General features: G+C 67.7%; 20 protein-coding genes and 1 tRNA gene. 8 read left to right on the plus strand and 13 right to left on the minus strand.

Going from position 1 to position 20,428, the window contains the following annotated elements; genetic code table 11:
* Positions 1–8 precede the first annotated feature (8 nt).
* Both LRQ07_RS12845 and ppk2 read right to left on the minus strand, forming a co-directional pair.
* Positions 9–962 carry an aldo/keto reductase gene (locus LRQ07_RS12845; protein WP_256534837.1) on the minus strand — a complete coding sequence of 318 codons (954 nt, stop codon included), beginning with the start codon at positions 960–962 and terminating at the stop codon, positions 9–11.
* Entirely contained in the window at positions 943–1,821 is an 879-nt protein-coding gene (gene ppk2, locus LRQ07_RS12850; RefSeq protein ID WP_256534838.1) for a polyphosphate kinase 2, read from the minus strand. The genes LRQ07_RS12845 and ppk2 overlap by 20 nt, the downstream gene beginning before the upstream one ends.
* Before the next feature lie 224 nt (positions 1,822–2,045).
* Between ppk2 and LRQ07_RS12855 the strand changes: the two genes are divergently transcribed.
* From LRQ07_RS12855 to LRQ07_RS12865, 3 genes are all read left to right on the plus strand, one after another.
* A complete protein-coding gene (locus LRQ07_RS12855) occupies positions 2,046–2,360 on the plus strand; it encodes a hypothetical protein (protein WP_232763788.1) in 315 nt (104 codons plus the stop codon).
* 4 nt (positions 2,361–2,364) lie between these two features.
* A complete protein-coding gene (locus LRQ07_RS12860) occupies positions 2,365–2,991 on the plus strand; it encodes a hypothetical protein (protein ID WP_256534839.1) in 627 nt (208 codons plus the stop codon).
* 85 nt (positions 2,992–3,076) lie between these two features.
* Positions 3,077–3,706: a hypothetical protein gene (locus tag LRQ07_RS12865; RefSeq protein WP_134351933.1), complete on the plus strand. Its 630-nt coding sequence runs from the start codon at positions 3,077–3,079 to the stop codon at positions 3,704–3,706.
* A gap of 45 nt (positions 3,707–3,751) precedes the next feature.
* Here LRQ07_RS12865 and LRQ07_RS12870 read toward each other — a convergent pair whose 3' ends face one another.
* The 3 genes from LRQ07_RS12870 to LRQ07_RS12880 form a co-directional block, all read right to left on the minus strand.
* Complete coding sequence (locus tag LRQ07_RS12870) at positions 3,752–5,989, minus strand: arylsulfatase (protein WP_256534840.1); 2,238 nt, start codon at positions 5,987–5,989, stop codon at positions 3,752–3,754.
* 261 nt (positions 5,990–6,250) lie between these two features.
* Positions 6,251–6,323, minus strand: a tRNA-Thr gene (locus LRQ07_RS12875).
* Between the two features lie 40 nt (positions 6,324–6,363).
* Positions 6,364–7,302, minus strand: a complete 939-nt coding sequence (locus LRQ07_RS12880; RefSeq protein ID WP_256534841.1) for a DsbA family protein — start codon at positions 7,300–7,302, stop codon at positions 6,364–6,366.
* A 233-nt stretch (positions 7,303–7,535) separates the two neighbouring features.
* Between LRQ07_RS12880 and LRQ07_RS12885 the strand changes: the two genes are divergently transcribed.
* Complete coding sequence (locus LRQ07_RS12885) at positions 7,536–8,639, plus strand: ABC transporter ATP-binding protein (RefSeq protein WP_047521512.1); 1,104 nt, start codon at positions 7,536–7,538, stop codon at positions 8,637–8,639.
* Between the two features lie 90 nt (positions 8,640–8,729).
* Positions 8,730–10,034 carry a DUF4032 domain-containing protein gene (locus tag LRQ07_RS12890; RefSeq protein ID WP_232763811.1) on the plus strand — a complete coding sequence of 435 codons (1,305 nt, stop codon included), beginning with the start codon at positions 8,730–8,732 and terminating at the stop codon, positions 10,032–10,034.
* A 135-nt stretch (positions 10,035–10,169) separates the two neighbouring features.
* On the opposite strand, the gene LRQ07_RS12895 is transcribed toward LRQ07_RS12890, so the two are convergent.
* The 5 genes from LRQ07_RS12895 to LRQ07_RS12915 form a co-directional block, all read right to left on the minus strand.
* Complete coding sequence (locus LRQ07_RS12895; RefSeq protein WP_256534842.1) at positions 10,170–10,811, minus strand: NAD(P)-dependent oxidoreductase; 642 nt, start codon at positions 10,809–10,811, stop codon at positions 10,170–10,172.
* 24 nt (positions 10,812–10,835) lie between these two features.
* Positions 10,836–11,849 (minus strand): 23S rRNA (guanosine(2251)-2'-O)-methyltransferase RlmB, encoded by a 1,014-nt coding sequence (gene rlmB / locus LRQ07_RS12900; protein ID WP_047521519.1) that lies wholly within the window; start codon positions 11,847–11,849, stop codon positions 10,836–10,838.
* Complete coding sequence (gene cysS / locus LRQ07_RS12905; protein WP_256534843.1) at positions 11,842–13,242, minus strand: cysteine--tRNA ligase; 1,401 nt, start codon at positions 13,240–13,242, stop codon at positions 11,842–11,844. The genes rlmB and cysS overlap by 8 nt, the downstream gene beginning before the upstream one ends.
* A gap of 85 nt (positions 13,243–13,327) precedes the next feature.
* Positions 13,328–14,557, minus strand: coding sequence for a 2-C-methyl-D-erythritol 4-phosphate cytidylyltransferase (gene ispD / locus LRQ07_RS12910; protein ID WP_256534844.1), 1,230 nt, complete (start codon positions 14,555–14,557; stop codon positions 13,328–13,330).
* 71 nt (positions 14,558–14,628) lie between these two features.
* Positions 14,629–15,111 (minus strand): CarD family transcriptional regulator, encoded by a 483-nt coding sequence (locus LRQ07_RS12915; protein WP_017201416.1) that lies wholly within the window; start codon positions 15,109–15,111, stop codon positions 14,629–14,631.
* A 135-nt stretch (positions 15,112–15,246) separates the two neighbouring features.
* On the opposite strand from LRQ07_RS12915, the gene LRQ07_RS12920 reads away from it, so the two are divergent.
* Positions 15,247–15,780, plus strand: coding sequence for a DNA modification methylase (locus LRQ07_RS12920; protein ID WP_256534845.1), 534 nt, complete (start codon positions 15,247–15,249; stop codon positions 15,778–15,780).
* A gap of 58 nt (positions 15,781–15,838) precedes the next feature.
* Here the strand turns inward: LRQ07_RS12920 and LRQ07_RS12925 are convergent, their stop codons facing one another.
* Complete coding sequence (locus LRQ07_RS12925) at positions 15,839–16,522, minus strand: response regulator transcription factor (RefSeq protein ID WP_047521528.1); 684 nt, start codon at positions 16,520–16,522, stop codon at positions 15,839–15,841.
* Positions 16,519–17,742: a sensor histidine kinase gene (locus LRQ07_RS12930; RefSeq protein ID WP_256534846.1), complete on the minus strand. Its 1,224-nt coding sequence runs from the start codon at positions 17,740–17,742 to the stop codon at positions 16,519–16,521. Before LRQ07_RS12930 ends, LRQ07_RS12925 begins: the two co-directional genes overlap by 4 nt.
* A gap of 216 nt (positions 17,743–17,958) precedes the next feature.
* On the opposite strand from LRQ07_RS12930, the gene phoU reads away from it, so the two are divergent.
* Positions 17,959–18,669, plus strand: coding sequence for a phosphate signaling complex protein PhoU (gene phoU / locus LRQ07_RS12935; RefSeq protein ID WP_047521531.1), 711 nt, complete (start codon positions 17,959–17,961; stop codon positions 18,667–18,669).
* A gap of 121 nt (positions 18,670–18,790) precedes the next feature.
* Here the strand turns inward: phoU and LRQ07_RS12940 are convergent, their stop codons facing one another.
* On the minus strand, positions 18,791–19,540 hold the full coding sequence (locus tag LRQ07_RS12940; protein WP_047521533.1) for a phosphoglyceromutase: 750 nt from the start codon (positions 19,538–19,540) through the stop codon (positions 18,791–18,793).
* A gap of 58 nt (positions 19,541–19,598) precedes the next feature.
* Here LRQ07_RS12940 and LRQ07_RS12945 point away from each other — a divergent pair, with 58 nt between their 5' ends.
* Positions 19,599–20,426: a class I SAM-dependent methyltransferase gene (locus LRQ07_RS12945; RefSeq protein WP_047521535.1), complete on the plus strand. Its 828-nt coding sequence runs from the start codon at positions 19,599–19,601 to the stop codon at positions 20,424–20,426.
* Positions 20,427–20,428 lie beyond the last annotated feature (2 nt).

The following is a 20,428-nucleotide window of genomic DNA, read 5'->3' on the forward strand; positions in this document are numbered from 1 at the left end:
GCGTCGCGTCAGGCCTGGGCGGGACTCCACTCCGAGACCTGATCGAGCACGGCCACCTCTTCCGGGGAGAGTTCGAGGCGTGCTCCCGCGAGCAGGTCGGGCACCTGCTCGACCGAGCGGGCGCTGGCGATCGGTGCGACGACGGTGGGCTGCGCACGCAACCAGGCGAGCGAGGTCGCCGCGATCGACTCACCGTGGGCGTCGCCGATCTCCTCCAGCGCGTCGATGATCCGCAGGCCGGCCTCGGTGGCGTACTTCGCGGCACCCTGTGCGCGCGGAGAGGCCTGGCCCGCGGCATCCGTCGAACGGTATTTGCCGGTGAGGAACCCGCTCGCGAGAGAGTAGTACGGGACGAGCCCGAGCCCGAACTCCTCGGCGACCGGGATGATCGTCTCCTCGACCTCGTTGCGGTGCACGAGGTTGTAGTGCGGCTGCACGGCGACCGGCACGGCCGCTCCGGTGCGCCGGGCGATCTCGATCCACTCCCGGATCCGATCGGCGGAGTAGTTCGAGACGGCGACGTGCCGCACCAGGCCATCCGCGACGAGCTGGCCGAACGCGGCGACGGTCTCCTCCAGCGGGACGGTCTCGTCATCGAAGTGCGCGTAATACAGATCGAGCTCGTCGACGCCCAGGCGCATCAGCGATGCCTCGGCCGCCTTGCGGATGTTGCCCGCGGACAGCCCGCGGAACTGCGGGTGCTGGCTGACCTTGGTCGCGACGACGATGCCGGCGGGCTTGCGGGAGGCCAACCATTCGCCGACGATGGTCTCGCTCTCCCCGCCCTCATTTCCCGCCACCCAGGAGCTGTAGGAGTCGGCGGTGTCGATGAAGTCGCCGCCCCCGTCCACGAAGGCGTCGAGCACCGCGAAGGAGGTGTCGCGGTCGGCCGTCCAGCCGAACACATTGCCGCCGAGCGAGAGCGGGAGCACGTCAAGATCACTACTGCCGATACGAGTCATGTCGGTCATAACCGCCCGCGGTGCCTTGCGCATTCCCGCTCGCCCCCTCCTCCTCGAGCCGGACCTGCGACGGACGCCCGACGAGACGCGGATCGGGAGCATGAGCGATCAGGGGGTCCTTGCCGGGGTAGTCGAATCGGGCGAGAACGCATCTCATGGCTTCGAGCCGCGCTCGCTTCTTGTCGTCCGAGGCGATGACGATCCACGGGGCGGCCGATGTGTCGGTGTGGATGAACATCGCCTCCTCTGCCGCCGTGTACTCCGCCCGCCGATCGACGCCGGCGAGATCCGTCGGACTCAGCTTCCACTGTGTGACCGGATCCGCGCTGCGTCGCCGGAACCGCCGCCTCTGCTCCGTCTCACCGACCGAGAACCAGAGCTTGACGAGACGGATGCCGGACCCCACGAGCATCCGCTCGAACGAGGGAGCCGTCTGCAGGAACTCCTCGTAGTCGGCGGACGAGCAGTAGCCCATCACCCGCTCGACCCCGGCACGGTTGTACCAGGAGCGGTCCATCAGCACGATCTCGCCGCCGGACGGCAGGTGTGCGACATAGCGCTGGAAGTACCACTGGGTGCGCTCGACATCCGTGGGCTTGTCGAGAGCGACGACCCGCGCCCCGCGCGGATTGAGGTGTTCCATGAAGCGCGTGATCGCCCCTCCCTTGCCTGCCGCATCCCGCCCTTCGAAAAGGACGAGCACACGTTCGGAAGCGCTCTTGACATGGGATTGGAGCTTGAGGAGTTCGATCTGCAGCAGTCGCTTCTCGTATTCGTATGCCGCCGCGGAGAGCTTCTCGGTGGGCGGATAGCCGTGCTGCCCCTCCGTCGGGAACGCGGCCACGTCTGATGCGCTCATGAGGTACGTCCCTTCCGACCGGGCGATCCGAGCGCACCGCGCCTCACCGCGGCGCAGGTGGCCGGACCGGGGAGGCGGCCACCTGCGCCGTCTCCCCCGGTACGACTCCATCGGGCACCGGAGGATCGGCGTGGGTAACATATCACCCACTAAGGTGATATGTCAGGATACGAGATCACGCCGCAAAATCGGCGAACGGCGCGAATCGCGACTATCGTGCGGGGATGGGAACGATCCAGTACGGCAACGGCGAAGAGATCCACATCGAAGACCGCGCGCTCGCCCATCTGAAGGTGGTCATCGCGACCAAGCTCCGCCGCAACGAGAGCTTCACCCTGTCCTGGCGTCATCCCGATGGCGAACCCGCCGGACGCTCGACGATCTGGCTGCACCCGTCCATTCCGCTGCGTTTCACCTTCGAGGCACCCGAGGCACCGCAGCTGAATCCGACCTGGATCCAGAACCTGATGCACTCCGCGAGCTCGACGGGCGGGATCAGCCTCGTCGACGAGGTGCTCGACGTGCCGCAGGGGGTGTGACGCCATGGAATCTCGCGCACAGCACTTCAACAACGGCCACCCCACGGGGAATCCCGCGAATCAGGAGCGACACGTCGAGGTGAGACGACGAGCATTCCTGGCGGGTGCGGCCTGGTCGCTTCCTGTGATCGCCACGGCCGTCGCGACACCGCTCACCGCCGCATCGGTGGATGCCCGTGGGCGATTCGTGATCGAGTCGATGCAGGGCGGCACGTGGATCGACCCCCAGTACTACGGAGCCTCGATCCAGCTTCGCAACGACGATACGCGCGCGACCACGTTGCCTGTCGAGCCCATCACCAGCGGTGTCGTCGTGGTGACGTTCGCCTCGGTCGATGTCGGTGCGCTTCAGCCCGCCGTCATCGCGAACGCCGGAGGTAGCAGTCCTGTCGTCGCAGCACTGCCGGCGACCGACCCGACGTGGACGGCCGGAGGCGCGGTCGACAACGGCGACGGCACGACCTCCTACACACTGGTCTTCGCGGGGTCGGTGGCCGGGCAGGGCGTGACCCACGTCAGCTTCGGCATCCTCGGCTCGAGCCCGCTGCATTCAGGCATCACCGTGGAGGTCCGAGCCACGGGCGACCCGACGGACGGGACGACGAGCTCTCGCACGGTGACCCTGTTCTGAGTGCCATCGGGTGAGTGTGCCGCCGGTCACCCCGTCCGGGTGAGAAGAACGGCAGCGCCCGCGTCGAGGGCCGCAGAATCGGCTCATGCACAGAGGCGCCTCGGATGAGCCCACCCCCACGACACGTGTTCTGGACATCATCACGGTCGTCCTGCTCTCGGTGACCGCGGTCGTGACGGCGTGGTGCGGCTTCGAGGCCTCGAAGTGGGGCGGCGAGATGTCCATCGCGTTCAGCCAGGCATCCAGCGCTCGCGTTCAAGCGGCTTCCGCCCAGTCCACCGCCCAAGCTGCGCGACAGTACGACCTCACGCTGTACACGGAATGGGTTCTCGCGGAAGCCGACGGGCGGGACGATCTGGTGAGCTTCGTCGAGGAACGCTTCACCGAGGAGTTCGCGGTGGCTTTCGACGCGTGGACCGCAGAAGGACGCACCGCGCGCGGGCCGTTCGTGATGGAGGAATACGTGCCGCCGGGCACACGGGAAGCCGAGCAGTTGAGCGCGCGAGCGGATGCGAAGTTCGACGAAGCTCTCACAAACAATCAGCGCGGCGACAACTACTCCCTGCTCACCGTGCTGTTCGCACTCGTCCTGTTCTTCGCCGCGATCTCTCAGCACCAGGCGGTCCCCTGGCGACGCCGGGTGTTCCTCGGCCTGAGCGGCGTCATCGTGCTGTGCGGACTTGCTCTGTTGATCACGTTCCCGATCAAGATCTGACCCGGGTGGGCGCCGCCCCGACCAGAACCCCCGCCACCGCCGCCATCAAAGATAGGCGATGTGCACGTCGTCGATGAGGCCGTCGAAAGGAAACGGCATTCGATCCGCATACCGACGTGAGACGGGGCCGCCGTATGCACGCCCGATATCGAGGCAGTCGTTCGCACTGAACAGCAATGGCGCGCTGACCGGCACCACCCCGGACGCCACCTCGACGCCGTCGGCCCGGAGCACGACCTTTAGCGGACCGCCTGGTCGACGTTCCACGTAGTCCGTCACCACTTCGATCACCGACTCCCCTGGGGCGAGAGGCGACTCTGTCGCGATGGTGGTCCGTTGGATGAGGAAGAGGTTGTACTCATAGGTGAGGACACCGTCATCGAGGAAGCACGTCAGCCCGCCTCCCGAGCCCCCGAGCTTGTACAAAACCCCGTTCGCCCGCTCCGGAAGGGTGACGCCCAACCGGACCACGTTCGGCTTGTTGCCGAGGGCGGGAGCGCAGAACTCCGGAATGCGGAACGTGTCGCCGGTGAAACTCCACTCCGTGTACGGCGGCGCGATGCGCTGTTCCGGATGGAGGGCGACGACCCACAGTCCGCCCCCGACGGGCAGCACCTTGTTCTTGGCCGCTTCCATGGCGAAGAGCTCTTTGAGCTGCGCGAGCTTCTCCGGGTACTCCGACGCCACGTCGTGGGCCTGGCTCCAGTCGTGCTCGAGATCGTAGAGCTCCCACTGGTCCTCATCCGGGGTCCAGGTCCGGATACCCGCAGGCAGGCCTTGCACCCAGGGCAGACGCGGCCCGATCGCGGAGGCCATCCACCCGTCCGAGTAGATGGATCTGCTCCCCATGATCTCGAAGTACTGTGTGTGCCGGCGTCCTTCCGCCTCCGCATCGGCGAGCGAGTACGCGAAGCTGACGCCGTCGAGGGGCTCCTGGGGGATCCCGTTCACCACGTCGGGTTCGCTGATTCCCAGGATGTCGTAGATCGTCGGCACGACGTCGATGACGTGGTGGAACTGAGTACGCGGAGTCGCATCGGGCTGGAGCCGCGCGGGCCACTTCACGATGAGCGGGTTCCGAGTGCCCCCGAGGTGCGATGCCAGAAGCTTCATCCCTTGGTAGGGAGTGGAACCCGCCCAGGCCCAGCCTGCGTGATACTGGTTGTCGGTCGCGGGCGTGCCGATCGCATCCAGTCCTCCGAGCTCTTCGAGTGCGGCGATGTGATCGGAGACGTTGCTCGGGATGCCGTTCTGCGCGAGCAGCTCACTGATGGTGCCGTTCTGCCCCTCGCCGGACGAGCCGTTGTCGCCCCACAGGTAGAGGACGATGGTGTTCTCTCCGTAGCCGAGTCGTTCCACCTCGTCGATGACCCTGCCCGCCTGCACGTCGACGTGCTCGGCGAAACCGGCCGCGACCTCCATCAGACGACGTTGGAATGGCTTCTCGTCATCGGGAATGTCATCCCATGCGGCCATCTCGGGATGGCGGGGAGTGAGCTCGGCATCGGCGGGGATCCACCCTGCGCTCTTGGCCCGTTCATGGACGCGCTCACGGTACGCATCCCACCCGTCGTCGAACTTGCCCTTGTACTTGTCGGCCCAGTCTTTGGTGACGTGATGGGGACCGTGGATCGCTCCGCTCGCCCAATACATCAGGAACGGCTTCTCGGGCGCGAGCGCCTTGTGCGCGCGGAGCCAGCCGATGGCATCATCGGCGATGTCCTCGCTCAGGTGATAGCCCTCCTCCGGCGTCTTCGGCGGCAGCACGACCGTCGTGTTGCGCACCAAGTTCGGTTCATACTGCGACGCCTCCCCCGCGAGGAAGCCATAGAAGTACTCGAAACCGTATCCGGTGGGCCACCTGTCGAAGGGACCGGCAGCGGTGGTCTCCTCCGCGGGAGTGTTGTGCCATTTCCCCCACGCCGCGGTGGAGTAGCCGTAGTTGCGAAGCACCTCCGCGACGGTCGCCGTGCTCTTCGGAATGTGGCCAGAGTAGCCGTCCCAGTCGTTCGCCAGTTCGGCGATCTGGCCGTTCCCCACCCGATGGTGGTTTCGCCCTGTCAACAACGCCGCTCTCGTGGGCGAGCACATCGCCGTCGTGTGGAACCTGTTGTAGCCGACTCCCTCGTCACGCAGCCGGTCGAAAGTCGGCGTGCTCACCTCGCCGCCGAGCGAAGTCGGCAATGCGGGGCCCGCATCATCGATCAGAACGATCAGGATGTTCGGCGCCTCCGAGGGAAGATGCGACTCGACAGGCTTCGGAGAATACGTCGATTCCTGCATGATGCGCCCCGCGACGCTTCCCGATGGCGGCGGCGGAAAGGGCAGCACCCTCGCAGGCGGCAACGGTGCCGAACGAATCGGCCGAACTCCTTCGGATCCAGCAACCATCGACTTCTCCGAACTCCCGCCAGAGACGAAGGTCGGATCGATCCGAGCACCGCGCACTGGATGGCGCTCAAAGTAGCGCATCGCCCCCTCGGCGACAAGACCTCGTCGCGTCGACGGGAGGCCTCCCATCAGGGCTTTTCACTGCGTGTGCTGAGCCGACTACGGGACTCGAACCCGTAACCCCCGTATTACAAGTACGGTGCGCTACCAATTGCGCCAAGTCGGCGGATGCCATCAGCTTAGCGATGGCATCGACCCCCTCCGAATCAGGGGGCGGGTGTGGAGGTCGGTGTCGGGGTCGGCGTTTCGCGCGACGCGTCGCTGGCGACGCTGAGGACGAACTGCGAGAACTCGGCGGGATCGTCCATGGCGCCGACGTAGGCCTCGCCGTTCGCCACGATCATCGGGGTCGCGGTCAGCACCAGGTCATCGGAACCGGCGAGCGGGCCGTCCAGTGCCCGGGTCGTGGCTTCCTTGGCCCAGCCGACGAAGTCGCCGTCCTCGATGCACGAGCGGACAGCCTTGCCGTTGTCGACGCCGACCGCGAGAGCGAGATTCGCGAGGTCTTCGTCGGAGAGGCCGTCGCTGCCGACCTCGGGCTGATCGTCGAGCAGCTCGTGGTTGAACGCGTAGAACTGCTCGGGCGAATGCGTGGCGACGCACGCCGCAGCCGCAGCCGAACGCAGCGAGAACTTGGTGCCGTTCGAGCTCGCGGTGAGCAGGGCCACCGGGTGGTAGCTGACCGTGACCGCGCCTTCCTTGATCCATCCGGCGAGCTGGCGGGCGTTGGCACGCTCGAACATTCCGGCGTCGGGCGAGAGGTAGTCGACGTAGACGTGGATGTCGACCTTCTCGGACGCCGTCGGCTCCGGCGTCGGAGATTCGGAAGCGCCCGCGTCGGTCGACTCGGGCGTGGGGGTCGTGGGTACCGCAGCGGATCCGGCGAAGGCCTCGACGTCGGTGACGACGACGCCGTCCGATTCCATGCCGGTCGGCGTGAGCCGCGGCTTGGACACCTGCGATGACACCGCCAGCGTCACCGCCGTGCCGATCGCGCCCACCGCGACCAGCGCCACGGCGCCGATGATGATCCGTCGCATGAGGCGCGCCCGCGACTGCTGGGCGTGCACTCTCTGGGCCTTCTCCCGCACGACCTCGCGGGAATTGCGTGGCGTGGGGACGTTCGGCGTTTCGTCGCTCGACATCGTTCCTCTTGTAAGTCTCCAGGGGGGTCCGGGTTGGCCCCGACCGCCGCTCGGCGACGATCGCCGCAGCGCGCGGCCGAGTTCGATGCTAGCGATTCAGGCTGAGAAATACCCAGGTACCCCGGTTCATGCCATACTGATTCCGACCCAGAGTCGGGTCACGGCGGGTTCACTCCGCCGCTTCATCACTACGGATCGTCCGGCACGTACCTGCCGGTGAAGGAGAAACAACGATGGCATCTGTGACTTTCGACGAGGCCACCCGCCTGTACCCCGGCGGAACCCGTCCCGCTGTCGACAAGCTGAACCTCGAGGTCGGTGACGGCGAATTCCTCGTCCTCGTCGGTCCTTCCGGGTGCGGTAAGTCGACCTCCCTCCGCATGCTGGCCGGCCTCGAAGAGGTCAACGCCGGCCGCATCCTCATCGGCGACCGCGACGTGACCGACGTCCCGCCGAAGGACCGCGACATTGCGATGGTCTTCCAGAACTACGCGCTGTACCCGCACATGACGGTCGCCGAGAACATGGGCTTCGCCCTGAAGATCGCGGGCGTCGGCAAGGAAGAGCGTGCGGCCCGCGTGCTCGAAGCCGCCAAGCTGCTCGACCTCGAGCCCTACCTGACCCGCAAGCCGAAGGCCCTCTCGGGTGGTCAGCGTCAGCGTGTCGCCATGGGACGCGCCATCGTGCGTCAGCCCCAGGTGTTCCTCATGGACGAGCCGCTGTCGAACCTCGACGCCAAGCTCCGCGTGCAGACGCGTACGCAGATCGCCTCGCTGCAGCGCCGTCTCGGTGTCACCACGGTCTACGTCACCCACGACCAGACCGAGGCCCTGACCATGGGCGACCGCATCGCGGTCCTCAAGGACGGCCTCCTCCAGCAGGTGGGCTCCCCGCGCGACCTGTACGAGAAGCCGAACAACGTCTTCGTGGCCGGCTTCATCGGTTCGCCCGCGATGAACCTGTTCGCTGCTGACCTCGCCGACGGCGGCATCCGCTTCGGGTCGGAGATCGTCCCGCTCGACCGCGACACGGTCGGCCGCGCCAACGGCAGCCAGGTCACGGTCGGTGTGCGTCCCGAGGACATCACGGTCGGACCGGCCGACGGCAAGGGTCTTCCCGTCGTCGTCGACCTGGTCGAAGAGCTCGGCGCCGACGGCTACCTCTACGGCCACACCGAGATCAACGGCAAGCGCAGCGACATCGTCGCCCGTGTCGACGGCCGCAACCACCCGAACGCCGGCGAGACGGTCACGCTCGCAGCGAACCCGGGCCACGTGCACGCGTTCGACATCGAGTCTGGCGACCGCCTGAACGACAAGCCGGTCGTCTCCGTCTGATCGGATCCACAGACGCGGCGCAGGCTGACTTCGGTCGCCTGCGCCGCGTCTCTTTCTGTCTCCGTCGTCACCCCGCGTTCAGGGAGCACCATGCACGATTCACTGCGGATCACCGCGAGCAAGATCGATCCGGGTCTCCTGGCCCTCCCCTGGTCCACCACGCTCGCGAAGTGGCCCTCGGAGTACATCGTGTCGCTCCCGAAGGGTCTTTCCCGCCATCTCGTGCGCTTCGCCGACCTCTCCGGCCGCGTCATCGCGGTGAAGGAGACCACGGCCGAGATGGCCCAACGCGAATACGAGATGCTGGGCAACCTCGCTCGGCTCGATGTCCCCTGCGTCGACCGCGTCGCCGTGATCGCCGGACGTACGGATGCCGACGGGGAGCCGCTGCCGGCAGCCCTCGTGACAGCGCATCTGCGCTTCTCCATGCCCTATCGCGCGCTGTTCACCCGCGTCCTCCGTCCGGATACGGCCACCCGGCTCGTGGACGCCTTGGCGCTCCTCCTGGTGCGCCTGCACAACGTCGGCTTCTACTGGGGCGATGTCTCCCTGTCGAACACGCTGTTCCGTCGCGACGCCGGAGCCTTCGCGGCGTATCTGGTCGACGCCGAAACCGGGGAACTGCACGAGGAGGGGCTGACCGACGGCCAACGCGCCTACGACCTCGACCTCGCCCGCACGAACATCGCCGGGGAGATCATGGACCTCGCCGCCGGGGGCCGCCTGGAGCACGGTGTGGACGCCATCGCGATCGCCGACGGCATCGTGTCCTCGTATCGGTCCCTGTGGGCGGAGCTGACCGCCCAGGAGTCGTTCTCGGCCGCAGAGACGTGGCGCATCACGGAACGCGTCGAGCGGCTCAACGCTCTGGGCTTCGACATCGACGAGATGTCCATGTCGACGACGGCGGATGGCACGGTCGTCGAGATCCAACCGAAGGTGGTGGACGCCGGTCACCATCAGCGCCGCCTGATCCGCCTGACGGGGCTCGACGTCGAAGAGAACCAGGCACGGCGCCTGCTCAACGACCTCGACGAGTTCCGCGCCCGTTCGACGAAGCAGTGGTCCGACGAGGAGATGTACGCGCACGAGTGGCTCACGCGGGTCTTCGAGCCCGTCGTCCGCGCGATCCCGTACGAATTGCGCTCCAAGCTCGAGCCCGCGGAGGTGTTCCACCAGGTACTGGAGCACCGGTGGTACCTGTCACAGGCGCAGGGGCGTTCCGTGCCGCTCGCGGAGGTCCTGACGAGCTACATCAACGAGGTACTGCGCCACCGCCGTGACGAGGCCACCATCATGGGTCCGCCCACCGAGACGATGAGCCTGCCCGTCATCACCGGGGTGACTCCCGTCACCGACGACGACGAGGACATCGACTGGCGGGACCTGGTCTGAGCGCCGAAACCCCTCTTCATCGTCGATACCCCCGGTGGTCGGCGCCGGAGCCCGGGGGTTTCGACACGGCAGGGGGGTTTCGACCGCCCGAGACGGGGTCGCGCCCGGTACGCGCGGTTGCGCCGGTACGCGCGGTCAGTAGCCGACCGTGAAGCGCTCGCGGTGGTGATTCCCCTGCTCGATCTCGTCGACCAGAGCCATCGCGAAGTCCGCACCGGAGATGAACGACTTCCCCTCGGCATCGCGGACGATCACGTCACCGCCGTCGCGGTAGTGTCCGGTGCGCTCGCCCTCGGCCCAGGGACCGAAGACCTCTGCGGGGTGGATGAAGAACCAGTCGAGATCGTCGTCCGTGCTCTCCAGGAGCGCGAGGGAATCGATGCCGACCTGCGCTTCGTGCTTGTACTCCTCGGGGAAGTCCTGATCGAACAGACGCGGTCCGCCCGGAGCGACGAGGCTGCCACCTGCTCCTCCGACCACACCGAGACGCGTCGGCGTACCGGCGAGCTGAGAGACGACATTGGTCAACGCCTCCAACGCCCGATCGGCCATGTCCCCGCGCGGTGAGAGCGCCGAGACGACGGCGTCCGCACCGACGAAGGCGTCCGCGAGCGACGCCGGCTCCAGCGCGGAGCCCTGCACGTAGGCTGCGCCCGCCACCGGATCAGTCGCCTCCGAGCGCGAGATCGCGATCACGGCATGTCCTCGACTCACCGCCTCGGCGACGATATGACGACCGGCGTACCCGGTTCCTCCGAGGACGATGATGCGAGCCATGGTGAACCTCTCTCTGGACGTGCGCTAGGACTGCTTCGCGGCGCGGACCGTCGCCACCTGATACAGCGCGACCGACGTCGCGATACCGGCGTTCAGCGACTCCGTCGCGGCAGAGATCGGGATCGAGACGATCTGGTCGCACGTCTCGGTGACGAGCCGCGACAGCCCCTTGCCCTCCGAACCCACGACGATCACCACGGGACGATCGGCGAGCTGCAGGTCGGGAAGCGACACATCGCCGCCACCGTCGAGTCCGAGCACGAACACGCCCTGCTTCTTGAACTCCTTGAGCTGCGTCGTGAGGTTCGTCGCGAGTGCCACCGGGATCCTCGCGGCGGCGCCCGCACTGGTCTTCCAGGCCGCGGAGTTCACCCCGGCGGAACGGCGCTGCGGCAGGATGATGCCGTGACCGCCGAACGCGGCAGCGGATCGAATGATCGCTCCGAGGTTGCGGGGATCGGTGACACCGTCCAGCGCCACGAACAGCGGCACCTCGCCCTGGTCGATGACCTTCTCGAGGAGGTCCTGCGGGTGGGCGTACTCGTACGGGGGCACCTTGACCGCGACGCCCTGGTGCACGCCGTCGAAGCCGGCCATGCGGTCGAGCTCCTGCCGGGTGACCTCCATCACGGGGATTCCGCGATGGGTCGCGATCGACAGCATCTCCTTGACGCGGTCATCCATCTCCACGCGCTGCGCGATGTAGAAGGCCGTCGCGGGGATCTTCGCCCGCAGCGCCTCGAGCACCGAGTTGCGCCCGGTGACCGTCTCGGTGTCGGTGGTGTTGTCCTTCGCCCTGGCGGAGCGGTTGGGATTGCCGCCCGAGGTCTGGCGCTGTCCACCGGGCTTTCCCTTGCCCCCGGAGGCGGCATAGCGCTCAGCCGCTGCCTTGCGCTTGCCCGCGGGGTGCCAGGCGCGGTCCTCCGCCTTCGGGGTCGGACCGCGGCCCTCGAGTGCCTTGCGCCCGAGTCCACCCGTGCCCTTGGTCGGGCCCTTCTTCTTACCGTTGCTCGCGCCGGGGCGCTGTGGCTTAGCCATCGATACTCCAATGAGTTCCGGCCGGAGTGTCCTCCAGCGTGATTCCTGCGGCGGCGATCGCGTCTCGGATGCGATCCGCCGCCGCCCAGTCCTTGTCAGCGCGAGCCTGCGCGCGCTGGGTGATCATCGTCTGGACGAGGGCGTCCAGAGTGCGGTGCTCGGCGCGGTCTGCCCCACCGGACGGGAGTTCGTCGAATCCGAGGAGGCGGACCATCGCGTCCACCTGGACGAAAGCGGTCCAGGCCTCCTCCTTGGACCCGGCGTCGAGTGCCGAGTTGCCGCGGCGCACGGTGTCGTGCAGCACGGCCAGCGCCTGGGGGACCCCCAAGTCGTCGTCCATCGCGTCGGCGAACGCATCCGGAACAGCATCACCCGCGTCATCCGTCATGCCGGGAACGGCGCGGCGGACGCGAGCGGCGAAGGTGTCGATGCGCGCCAACGCGGCCTCGGCCTCCGCCCAGGACGATTCGCTGAGGTCGAGGCTCGATCGGTAGTGCGCGGCGGCAAGCGCATAGCGCACCACCCGAGGGTCATGCGCCGACAGCACGTCCGCCGCCAAGGTGAAGTTACCCAGCGACTTGGACATCTTCTGCCCGGCCACGGTCACGAGACCGTTGTGCACCCAGTAGCGGGCGAAACCGTCGCCCGCCGCCGTCGACTGCGCGAGCTCGTTCTCGTGATGAGGGAATCGCAGGTCGAGCCCGCCGCCGTGGATGTCGAACTCCGCTCCGAGGTAGCGCTTCGCCATGGCGGAGCACTCGATGTGCCACCCTGGACGGCCGGCGCCCCACGGGGAGGCCCACGTCGCGTCCGCCGGTTCCTCCGGCTTGCTGCCTTTCCAGAGCGCGAAGTCCTGCGGGTTCCGCTTGCCTCGGGGGTCGGCGTCCTCCGCGGGCTCCATGGCGTCGATCGACTGATGCGTGAGGGATCCGTACTCCGACCAGGAGCGCACGTCGAAGTACACGTCTCCCGAGTCGTCGGGGGCGGGGTAGGCGTGTCCGCGGGTGATCAGACCAGCGATCAGTTCCTGCATCTGAGGAACGGATGCCGTGGCGCGAGGCTCGTAGGTCGGAGGAAGGATGCCGACACCGGCATACGCGGCCGTGAACTCCTGCTCCATGCGGTAGGCCAGTGCCCACCAGGGCTCCGCATCCGTCGCATTGGCGAGCACCTTGTCGTCGATGTCGGTGACGTTGCGCACGAAGGTGACCCGACCATAGCGGTGGGCCAACCAGCGACGCAGCAGATCGAAGCTCAGGGCTGCTCGGACGTGCCCGATGTGGGGTCCGGATTGCACCGTGGGTCCGCACACGTACATCGTGATGTTCTCGGGATCGAGAGGCACGAAGTCGCGCAACACCGCAGCGCGGGTGTCGTAGAGGCGGAGAGTCACCGCTCAAGCCTACTCGGCGACTGCTGAGCGACCGCCCCGCGATGACGATTCATGCGGCGTGTGACGTTCTGAGCGTGGTGGACCGTCACCCGTCGCGCGGATCGACGGCCACCACGACCGCGACCGCCGTCACCGCGATGCCCTCGCCCCGCCCCGGAAAGCCCAGCCGGTCGGTCGTGGTCGCTGTGACGGACACGGGAGCGCCCAGCACGGAGGACAAGACACCTTCCGCCTCGCGGCGACGCACGCTGAAGCGCGGCCGGTTCCCCTGCAGCTGCACGGACACGTTGCCGATCTCGAAGCCCGCGTCTGCCAGCAGCTCACGGGTGCGCGCGAGGAAGACGTCCGCATGTGCGCCCGCGTACTCCGGGTGCGAGGTGCCGAAGTGCTCGCCGATGTCCCCGAGGCCGGCGGCGCCGAGGAGAGCATCGACGATCGCGTGAGCGACCGCATCCCCGTCGGAGTGTCCGGAGAGGGGCTGCTCCCCCGGCCATTCCACGCCGGCGAGCCAGAGGTTCCCCTCGCCGCCGAACGCATGCACATCGGTGCCGATGCCGATTCGAGGGATGACGGGACGAGTGATCGGCGCCTCCTGCGGTGCGTGCGCCGGCGTTGCGAACGCACCGAGCAGGTGCCGGGCGCGCTCGAGGTCATCGGGTGTGGTGATCTTGAACGCTCGAGCGGAACCGTCGATGTGCCGCACCGTGTTCCCGGCCGCGGCGAACAACGCCGCGTCGTCGGTGTACTCGACCCCCGCGGAGACGGCTGCCGCGTAGGCCGCTTCGAGCGCAGCGCGGGGAAAGCCCTGCGGCGTCTGCGCCGCGGCGAGCTCGGAACGGTCGACCGCGGCCACCACGGCACCTTCCGCCACCTTCTTGAGCGTGTCGACCACGGGGAGCGCGGGCACGACTCCTTCCTGCGCGGTGACGGCACGCGCGACCGCATCGATCTGAGAGGGTGGCGTGAGGGCGCGCGCCGCGTCGTGCACGAGCACGGTCTTCACGTCGCCCCAGAGAGCGTCGAGCCCCGCGGCGACGGACTGCTGCCGCGTCGCGCCGCCCGTCACGACGCGACCGAGGTCTCGCCGGTCTCCTGCGGCGGCTTCGAGTTCCGCCAACGCGTCGCCTTCATGCCCGGCGGGTGCGACGACGATCACCTGCGCAGGCAGGGCTGCGAACACGCCGTCCAGGGCATGTCGGAGGATTGAATGCGCGTCGATCCCCACGAGAGCCTTCGGCGCCCCCGCCTCCAGCCGAGTGCCGGAGCCGGCGGCGACGACGATGATCGCGATGTCGGGGACAGGAAGCAGGGTCACCCTCTCACGCTACCGCGTGGCAGGGACGACGAAGGGGCGGATGCCGCAGCATCCGCCCCTTCGTCGAGAACTCAGGAAGCGAGGACCTCGTCGAGCAGTGCGCCCGCCTTGTCCTCATCGGTCTTCTCCGCGAGCGCGAGCTCGGAGATGAGGATCTGACGGGCCTTCGCCAGCATCCGCTTCTCGCCCGCCGACAACCCGCGGTCCTGATCGCGACGCCACAGGTCGCGGACGACCTCGCTCACCTTGATGACATCGCCGGAGGCGAGCTTCTCGAGGTTCGCCTTGTACCGGCGGGACCAGTTCGTGGGCTCCTCCGTGAAGGGTGCGCGCAGCACCTCGAACACGTGGTCGAGGCCCTCTTTCCCGATCACATCGCGAACGCCGACCAGGTCGACGTTCTCAGCAGGAACCTCGATGATGAGATCGCCCTGGGTGACGTTGAGCTTCAGATATTTCTTCGCCTCACCCTTGATGATGCGCTCCTTGACCTCGATGATGGTCGCAGCGCCATGGTGGGGATAGACGACGGTTTCGCCAACCTCAAAAAGCATAAAAACGTGTCCTTTCGGCAACCTCAAGGATACCACAGGGCAGATGCGCTAAGGTTCGCGCCCCAGGGCCGCAGAGTCGCTCACGACTTACCCATAGAATGGATGCGGATATCCCGCCGGACCTCAGGAGGACCCGTGAAATCGCGCCTTGTTGCGTCTGCAGCCCTCAGCGCCTTCGTTCTGCTCGGCGCGACCGGGTGCACGTTCATCACCCCGCAGTCGACCAAGATCGAGTATCCGGCGTCCGACGGTGTGAACATCTCCGACGCCGACGGCCCGATCGACGTGCGCAACGCCCTCGTGATCGCGACGGAGGACGGATCGATCGGCAACTTCATCGCCGCCGTCGTGAACCCCACCGAAGAGAGCGCCACACTCACGATCTCCCTCGGAGACGGCAACGATTTCAAGGTCACGGTCCCCGCGGGCGAGACGAAGAGCCTGGGCGCCGACGAGGAGCCGCTGCGCATCGTCGGACTCGACACCAAGCCGGGCGCGACCGTCGAGATGCACTTCCAGTCCGGAGACTCCACCGGCGTCAAGGCCGACGTTCCCGTGCTCGACGGCTCTCTCCCCTACTACTCGGACCTCGTCCCCTCGGAGTCGGTGCGCACATCGGCACCGACGCCGATGCCGACCGACACGGCGGCGCCTGCTCCCTCGGAGTGACCCCCGCGTCGAACACAGAGGAGGCCGGCACCTTACGGGGTGCCGGCCTCCTCTGTGTTCAGCCCTCGAAGCGGTAGCCCAGGCCGCGCACCGTGACGAGCATCACCGGTTCGCTCGGGTTCTCCTCGATGCGCGAACGGATGCGCTTGATGTGCACGTCGAGCGTCTTGGTGTCGCCGAAGTAGTCGCTCCCCCAGACCCGGTCGATGAGCTGACCGCGGGTGAGCACGCGTCCGGAGTTGCGCATCAGGACCTCGAGGAGCTCGAACTCCTTCAGCGGCATGTTGATCTGCTCACCCGCGACGGACACGGTGTGCCGGTCGATGTCGAGTGAGACCCTGCCGCCGTCGAGCACGCGCTCGTCGAGCTCGCCGTCGGCCTGCACGACCCGGCGCAGCACGGCGCGCATCCGCGCGAGCAGTTCGCGCGACGAGTACGGCTTGGTGATGTAGTCGTCGGCGCCCAGCTCGAGCCCGACCACGATGTCGACCTCGGAGTCCTTCGCCGTGAGCATGATGATCGGCACGGCCGACGTCGAGCGGATCTGACGGCACACCTCGGTGCCCGGCATCCCGGGCAGCATCAGGTCGAGCAGCACGATGTCCGCGCCCCGCTCCCGGAACGCGGAGAGCGCGCCGGGGCCATCCTCCGCGATCTCCACCTCGTAGCCTTCACGGCGGAGCAGATACGCGAGCGGGTCGGCGAGGTCGGGCTCGTCCTCGACGAGAAGGATTCGGGTCATGTTCTCTCTCCGTTTCGAGCGCGCGCGGATGCCGCAGCCTTGGCAGCCTTGCGCGCACGCTTCTTCTTGCTCTTCTTGCCCGAGTCGCCGTGCTCCGGGGCGTCGATCCGAGGAAGCCGGATCGTGAAGGTGGAGCCGCGTCCGGGGCGGGACCACAGCCGCACCTCCCCACCGTGGCGCTGCGTGGCGTGCTTGACGATCGACAGCCCGAGTCCCGTGCCGCCCGTGCGCCGGGAACGGGCCTCATCCGCTCGGTAGAACCGCTCGAAGATGCGCTCACGGTCCGCTTCCGCGATACCGATGCCCTGGTCGGACACCGCGATCTCGACCACACCGTCCTCGGCGCGCACGCCGACGCCCACCCGGGATCCCCGGGGCGAGTAGACGATGGCGTTGGCGATCAGGTTGCCGACCGCCTCGATGAGGATCTGCGCGTCGCCGCGCACCCAGACGCCGCGGTCCCCGCCTCTGGCGAGCTCGACGCCGGCGGAATCGGCCTGTACCACGTGGCCCTCTATCGAGGACGCGATAACCTCGTCGATCGCCACGGGACCGACCTTGGTCAGACCGTCCTCGGCCTGGAGGCGGGACAGGCTCATGATCCGGCCCGTGAGCTGTCCGAGTCGACCGGCCTCCGCCGCGATGCGGGCGGCGAAGATGCGGACCTGGGCGGGGTCGTCGGCGGCGGACTCGATCGCTTCCGCCAGGAGGCTCACTGCGCCCACCGGTGTCTTCAGCTCGTGACTCGTGTTGGCGACGAAATCCCGGCGCATCTGATCGAGGCGTTCCTGCTCGGTGACGTCGCGGATGATCAGCAGCACCAGGCGCGTGCCGATCACGCTCGCGCGCGCCGACACGAGTCGCGGATCGAGGCTCAATCCTCCCCGCGTGATGCGCATCGACTCGGTGACGGAGCCTCCGGTGTCCCGCACGCCACGAACGAGCTGACGGAGCTCCGGGTTGTCGAGCGTCGCGCCGACCTCGATACCGAAGCGGGTCGCGGCCTGCGAGGAGGCGAGAACCATGCCGGAGCTGTCCACGATCGCCGCTGCATCGTCCATGCTGCGCAGAACGTCGGTGATACCGGCCGGGACGGCCAGCGACGTCTCCTCCTGCACACGTGCGCGTGCCCGGTATGCCCAGGCCACGAGCAGGGAGAGGCCGACACCGATCACCAGCCCGATGGCGAGCGAGGACAGCGCGAGCTGCGGCAAGGTCATGTCACAAGCGTAGAGTGCGTTCACCGTCCGTCCGGCGGGTTTCCGCGCCCTGGCGGGAACAGGGGAAGTACTATTCACGTGCTGGGCACCGTTCGTTAACCTTCGAAGCGGACAATCGCTTCGGGCTTGTGCGGGAGCACAGACCTGCTCTCGTGCGGACGACCCGCCGTCTCGCGCTGACACAGCCGAGATCCGAATGAAAGGTTGCGCCCCAACATGCGCGAAGTGTTCCACCAGTCCCTCGAGGATCTTCAGAACCGCCTGGTCGAGATCGCCGACCTCGTCACGGTCTCCATCGACAAGGCCACCCGGGCATTCGCCACGAGCGACGTGGCACTGGCCGAGGAGGTCATCGCCGACGACGCGAAGATCGACGAACTGGCCGTCGCCCTCGACGAGCAGGCGATCGAGATCCTCGCCCGCCAGCAGCCGGTCGCACGCGACCTGCGCATCGTCGTGACGGCTCTGCGCGTGAGCGCCTCGCTCGAGCGCATGGGCGACATGTCGGAGCACATCGCCCAGCTCGCCCGCCTCCGTTTCCCCGAGCGCGCCATCCCGAAGGGCCTCAAGGGCACGTTCGTGAAGATGGGCGAGCTCGACGTCGAGGTCGCGCGCACGCTCTCGGAGCTGCTGCGCACACAGGACCTGCGTTTCGCCGACGCCATCCGCAACGCGGACGACGATGTCGACGAACTGCACGCCACCGTCTTCGAGAAGGTACTCAGCGACAACTGGAAGGGCGAAGCCACGGCGACCGTCGATGCCACACTCGCCAGCCGCTACCACGAGCGTTTCGCCGACCACGCGGTGGCCGTCGCGAAGAAGGTCGTCTACCTCTCGACCGGCGACTGGGCGGTCGAGGAGGAGGACATCCCCCTCGCCGTCGAACAGCAGGAGCTGGAGCAGCAGGAACACGGCCACGCCTGACGCGTCGTCCCTCCAGTTCCTCCCCCTCCGGACATTTCGGTCGAGACCCCCTCTGCACGTCGGCGCCCCTCCTGATTCGCGTGAATCAGGAGGGGCGCCGACGGTGGGTGGGGGTCTCGACCTACTTCTTGCCCTGCGCGGCGACGGCGGCCGCGCCGGCAGCCGCAGCCTCGGGGTCGAGGTAGCGGCCGGGACCGGTCGGAACGTTGTTCTCATCGAGCTCGTACACCAGCGGGATGCCGGTCGGGATGTTCAGCTCGGCGATGTCTTCGTCGCTGATGCCCTCGAGGTGCTTCACCAGGCCGCGCAGCGAGTTGCCGTGCGCGGTGACGAGGACGGTCTTGCCGGCTTCGAGGTCGGGGACGATCGCGCTCTCCCAGTACGGCAGCAGGCGGTCGATGACGAGCTTGAGCGACTCCGTGCGGGGCACCTCGCCGTCGATGCCCTGGTAACGGACATCGTGCACCTGGCTGAACTCGCTCTCGTCGTCGAGCACGGGCGGAGGCACGTCGAACGACCGGCGCCACAGCTGGAACTGCTCGGGCCCGAACTCCTCGAGCGTCTGCGCCTTGTCCTTGCCCTGGAGCGCACCGTAGTGACGCTCGTTCAGACGCCAGGAGCGCGTCACGGGGATCCACAGACGGTCGGCGGCGTCCAGAGCGATGTTCGCCGTCTGGATCGCCCGGCTCAGCAGCGAGGTGTGCAGCACGTCGGGCAGGATGCCGGACTCGGCGAGCAGCTCGCCGCCGCGACGCGCCTCCTTCTCGCCCTGAGCGTTGAGTCGGACGTCCACCCAACCGGTGAAGAGGTTCAGTTCGTTCCACTCGCTTCGGCCATGGCGGAGCAGGATGAGGGTACGCGTCGCAGTCATGCCGCCAGTTTATCCACCTGGGACGTCCCGCCGAGTCGGATCCTGGGAGGATGGTGACATGGCGTCATCTCCCCTCGGCCGGCCGACCCGCGGCACGACGGGGACGAACCGACTCCGGCGCAACGACCGTTGGATCGCGCAGAGCGACGCGCTGCGCCGCGCGCACGATCCCCTGGTCGTCGACCTCGGCTACGGTGCCAGCGGAGTCACCGCGTTCGAACTCGCCACACGTCTCGTGCGCGTCCGCGACGATGTCGAGGTGCTCGGGCTCGAGATCGACCCCGCCCGCGTCGCCACGGCCGAGGCTCAGCTCGCGGAGGTGCGGGCCGGACGGACTCCTTTCGCCGCCGATCTCCCCGTGTCGTTCGCGCGGGGTGGCTTCGAGGTCCCCCTCCCCCGAGGACGCAGCGCTGCGGCGATCCGGGCCATGAACGTCTTGCGCCAGTACGACGAGGAAGACGTGCCGGATGCCTGGGCACGCATGACCGCACGCCTGTCCCCCGGAGGCCTGCTCTTCGAAGGGACCTGCGACGAGATCGGGCGCGTGTCGAGTTGGATCGACGTCGATTCGCAGGCCACACCGCTGCGCTTCACGATCTCGCTCCGTCTCGCCGATCTCGAACGTCCGAGCGTCGTCGCCGAGCGTTTGCCGAAGGCCCTGATCCACCGCAACGTCGCCGGGGAGCGCGTGCACGATCTGCTCATCGACCTCGACCGGGAGTGGGACCGCGCGGCTCCCCTGTCGACGTTCGGTGCCACGCAGCGTTTCCTCGCCGCGGTGACCGGACTACGGGATCAGGGCTGGCCGGTGCTCGGCGGGCGCACCCGCTGGCGTCTCGGCGAGCTCACACTGCCGTGGGCCGCGGTCGCGCCGCTGCCCGGCTGAGC

It is taken from the genome of Microbacterium sp. J1-1, assembly GCF_024498615.1.
GTDB lineage: Bacteria > Actinomycetota > Actinomycetes > Actinomycetales > Microbacteriaceae > Microbacterium > Microbacterium aurugineum.

Coding starts and splice junctions, on each gene's coding strand:
- LRQ07_RS12930 (WP_256534846.1), bottom strand. CDS start 17,742: ATGACCTTGCCGCAGCTCGCGCTGTCCTCGCTCGCCATCGGGCTGGTG.
- ppk2 (WP_256534838.1), bottom strand. CDS start 1,821: ATGAGCGCATCAGACGTGGCCGCGTTCCCGACGGAGGGGCAGCACGGC.
- LRQ07_RS12845 (WP_256534837.1), bottom strand. CDS start 962: ATGACTCGTATCGGCAGTAGTGATCTTGACGTGCTCCCGCTCTCGCTC.
- LRQ07_RS12880 (WP_256534841.1), bottom strand. CDS start 7,302: ATGTCGAGCGACGAAACGCCGAACGTCCCCACGCCACGCAATTCCCGC.
- LRQ07_RS12860 (WP_256534839.1), top strand. CDS start 2,365: ATGGAATCTCGCGCACAGCACTTCAACAACGGCCACCCCACGGGGAAT.
- LRQ07_RS12915 (WP_017201416.1), bottom strand. CDS start 15,111: ATGCTTTTTGAGGTTGGCGAAACCGTCGTCTATCCCCACCATGGCGCT.
- LRQ07_RS12885 (WP_047521512.1), top strand. CDS start 7,536: ATGGCATCTGTGACTTTCGACGAGGCCACCCGCCTGTACCCCGGCGGA.
- phoU (WP_047521531.1), top strand. CDS start 17,959: ATGCGCGAAGTGTTCCACCAGTCCCTCGAGGATCTTCAGAACCGCCTG.
- LRQ07_RS12925 (WP_047521528.1), bottom strand. CDS start 16,522: ATGACCCGAATCCTTCTCGTCGAGGACGAGCCCGACCTCGCCGACCCG.
- LRQ07_RS12855 (WP_232763788.1), top strand. CDS start 2,046: ATGGGAACGATCCAGTACGGCAACGGCGAAGAGATCCACATCGAAGAC.
- LRQ07_RS12895 (WP_256534842.1), bottom strand. CDS start 10,811: ATGGCTCGCATCATCGTCCTCGGAGGAACCGGGTACGCCGGTCGTCAT.
- LRQ07_RS12945 (WP_047521535.1), top strand. CDS start 19,599: ATGGCGTCATCTCCCCTCGGCCGGCCGACCCGCGGCACGACGGGGACG.
- LRQ07_RS12865 (WP_134351933.1), top strand. CDS start 3,077: ATGCACAGAGGCGCCTCGGATGAGCCCACCCCCACGACACGTGTTCTG.
- LRQ07_RS12890 (WP_232763811.1), top strand. CDS start 8,730: ATGCACGATTCACTGCGGATCACCGCGAGCAAGATCGATCCGGGTCTC.
- LRQ07_RS12870 (WP_256534840.1), bottom strand. CDS start 5,989: ATGCAGGAATCGACGTATTCTCCGAAGCCTGTCGAGTCGCATCTTCCC.
- LRQ07_RS12940 (WP_047521533.1), bottom strand. CDS start 19,540: ATGACTGCGACGCGTACCCTCATCCTGCTCCGCCATGGCCGAAGCGAG.
- rlmB (WP_047521519.1), bottom strand. CDS start 11,849: ATGGCTAAGCCACAGCGCCCCGGCGCGAGCAACGGTAAGAAGAAGGGC.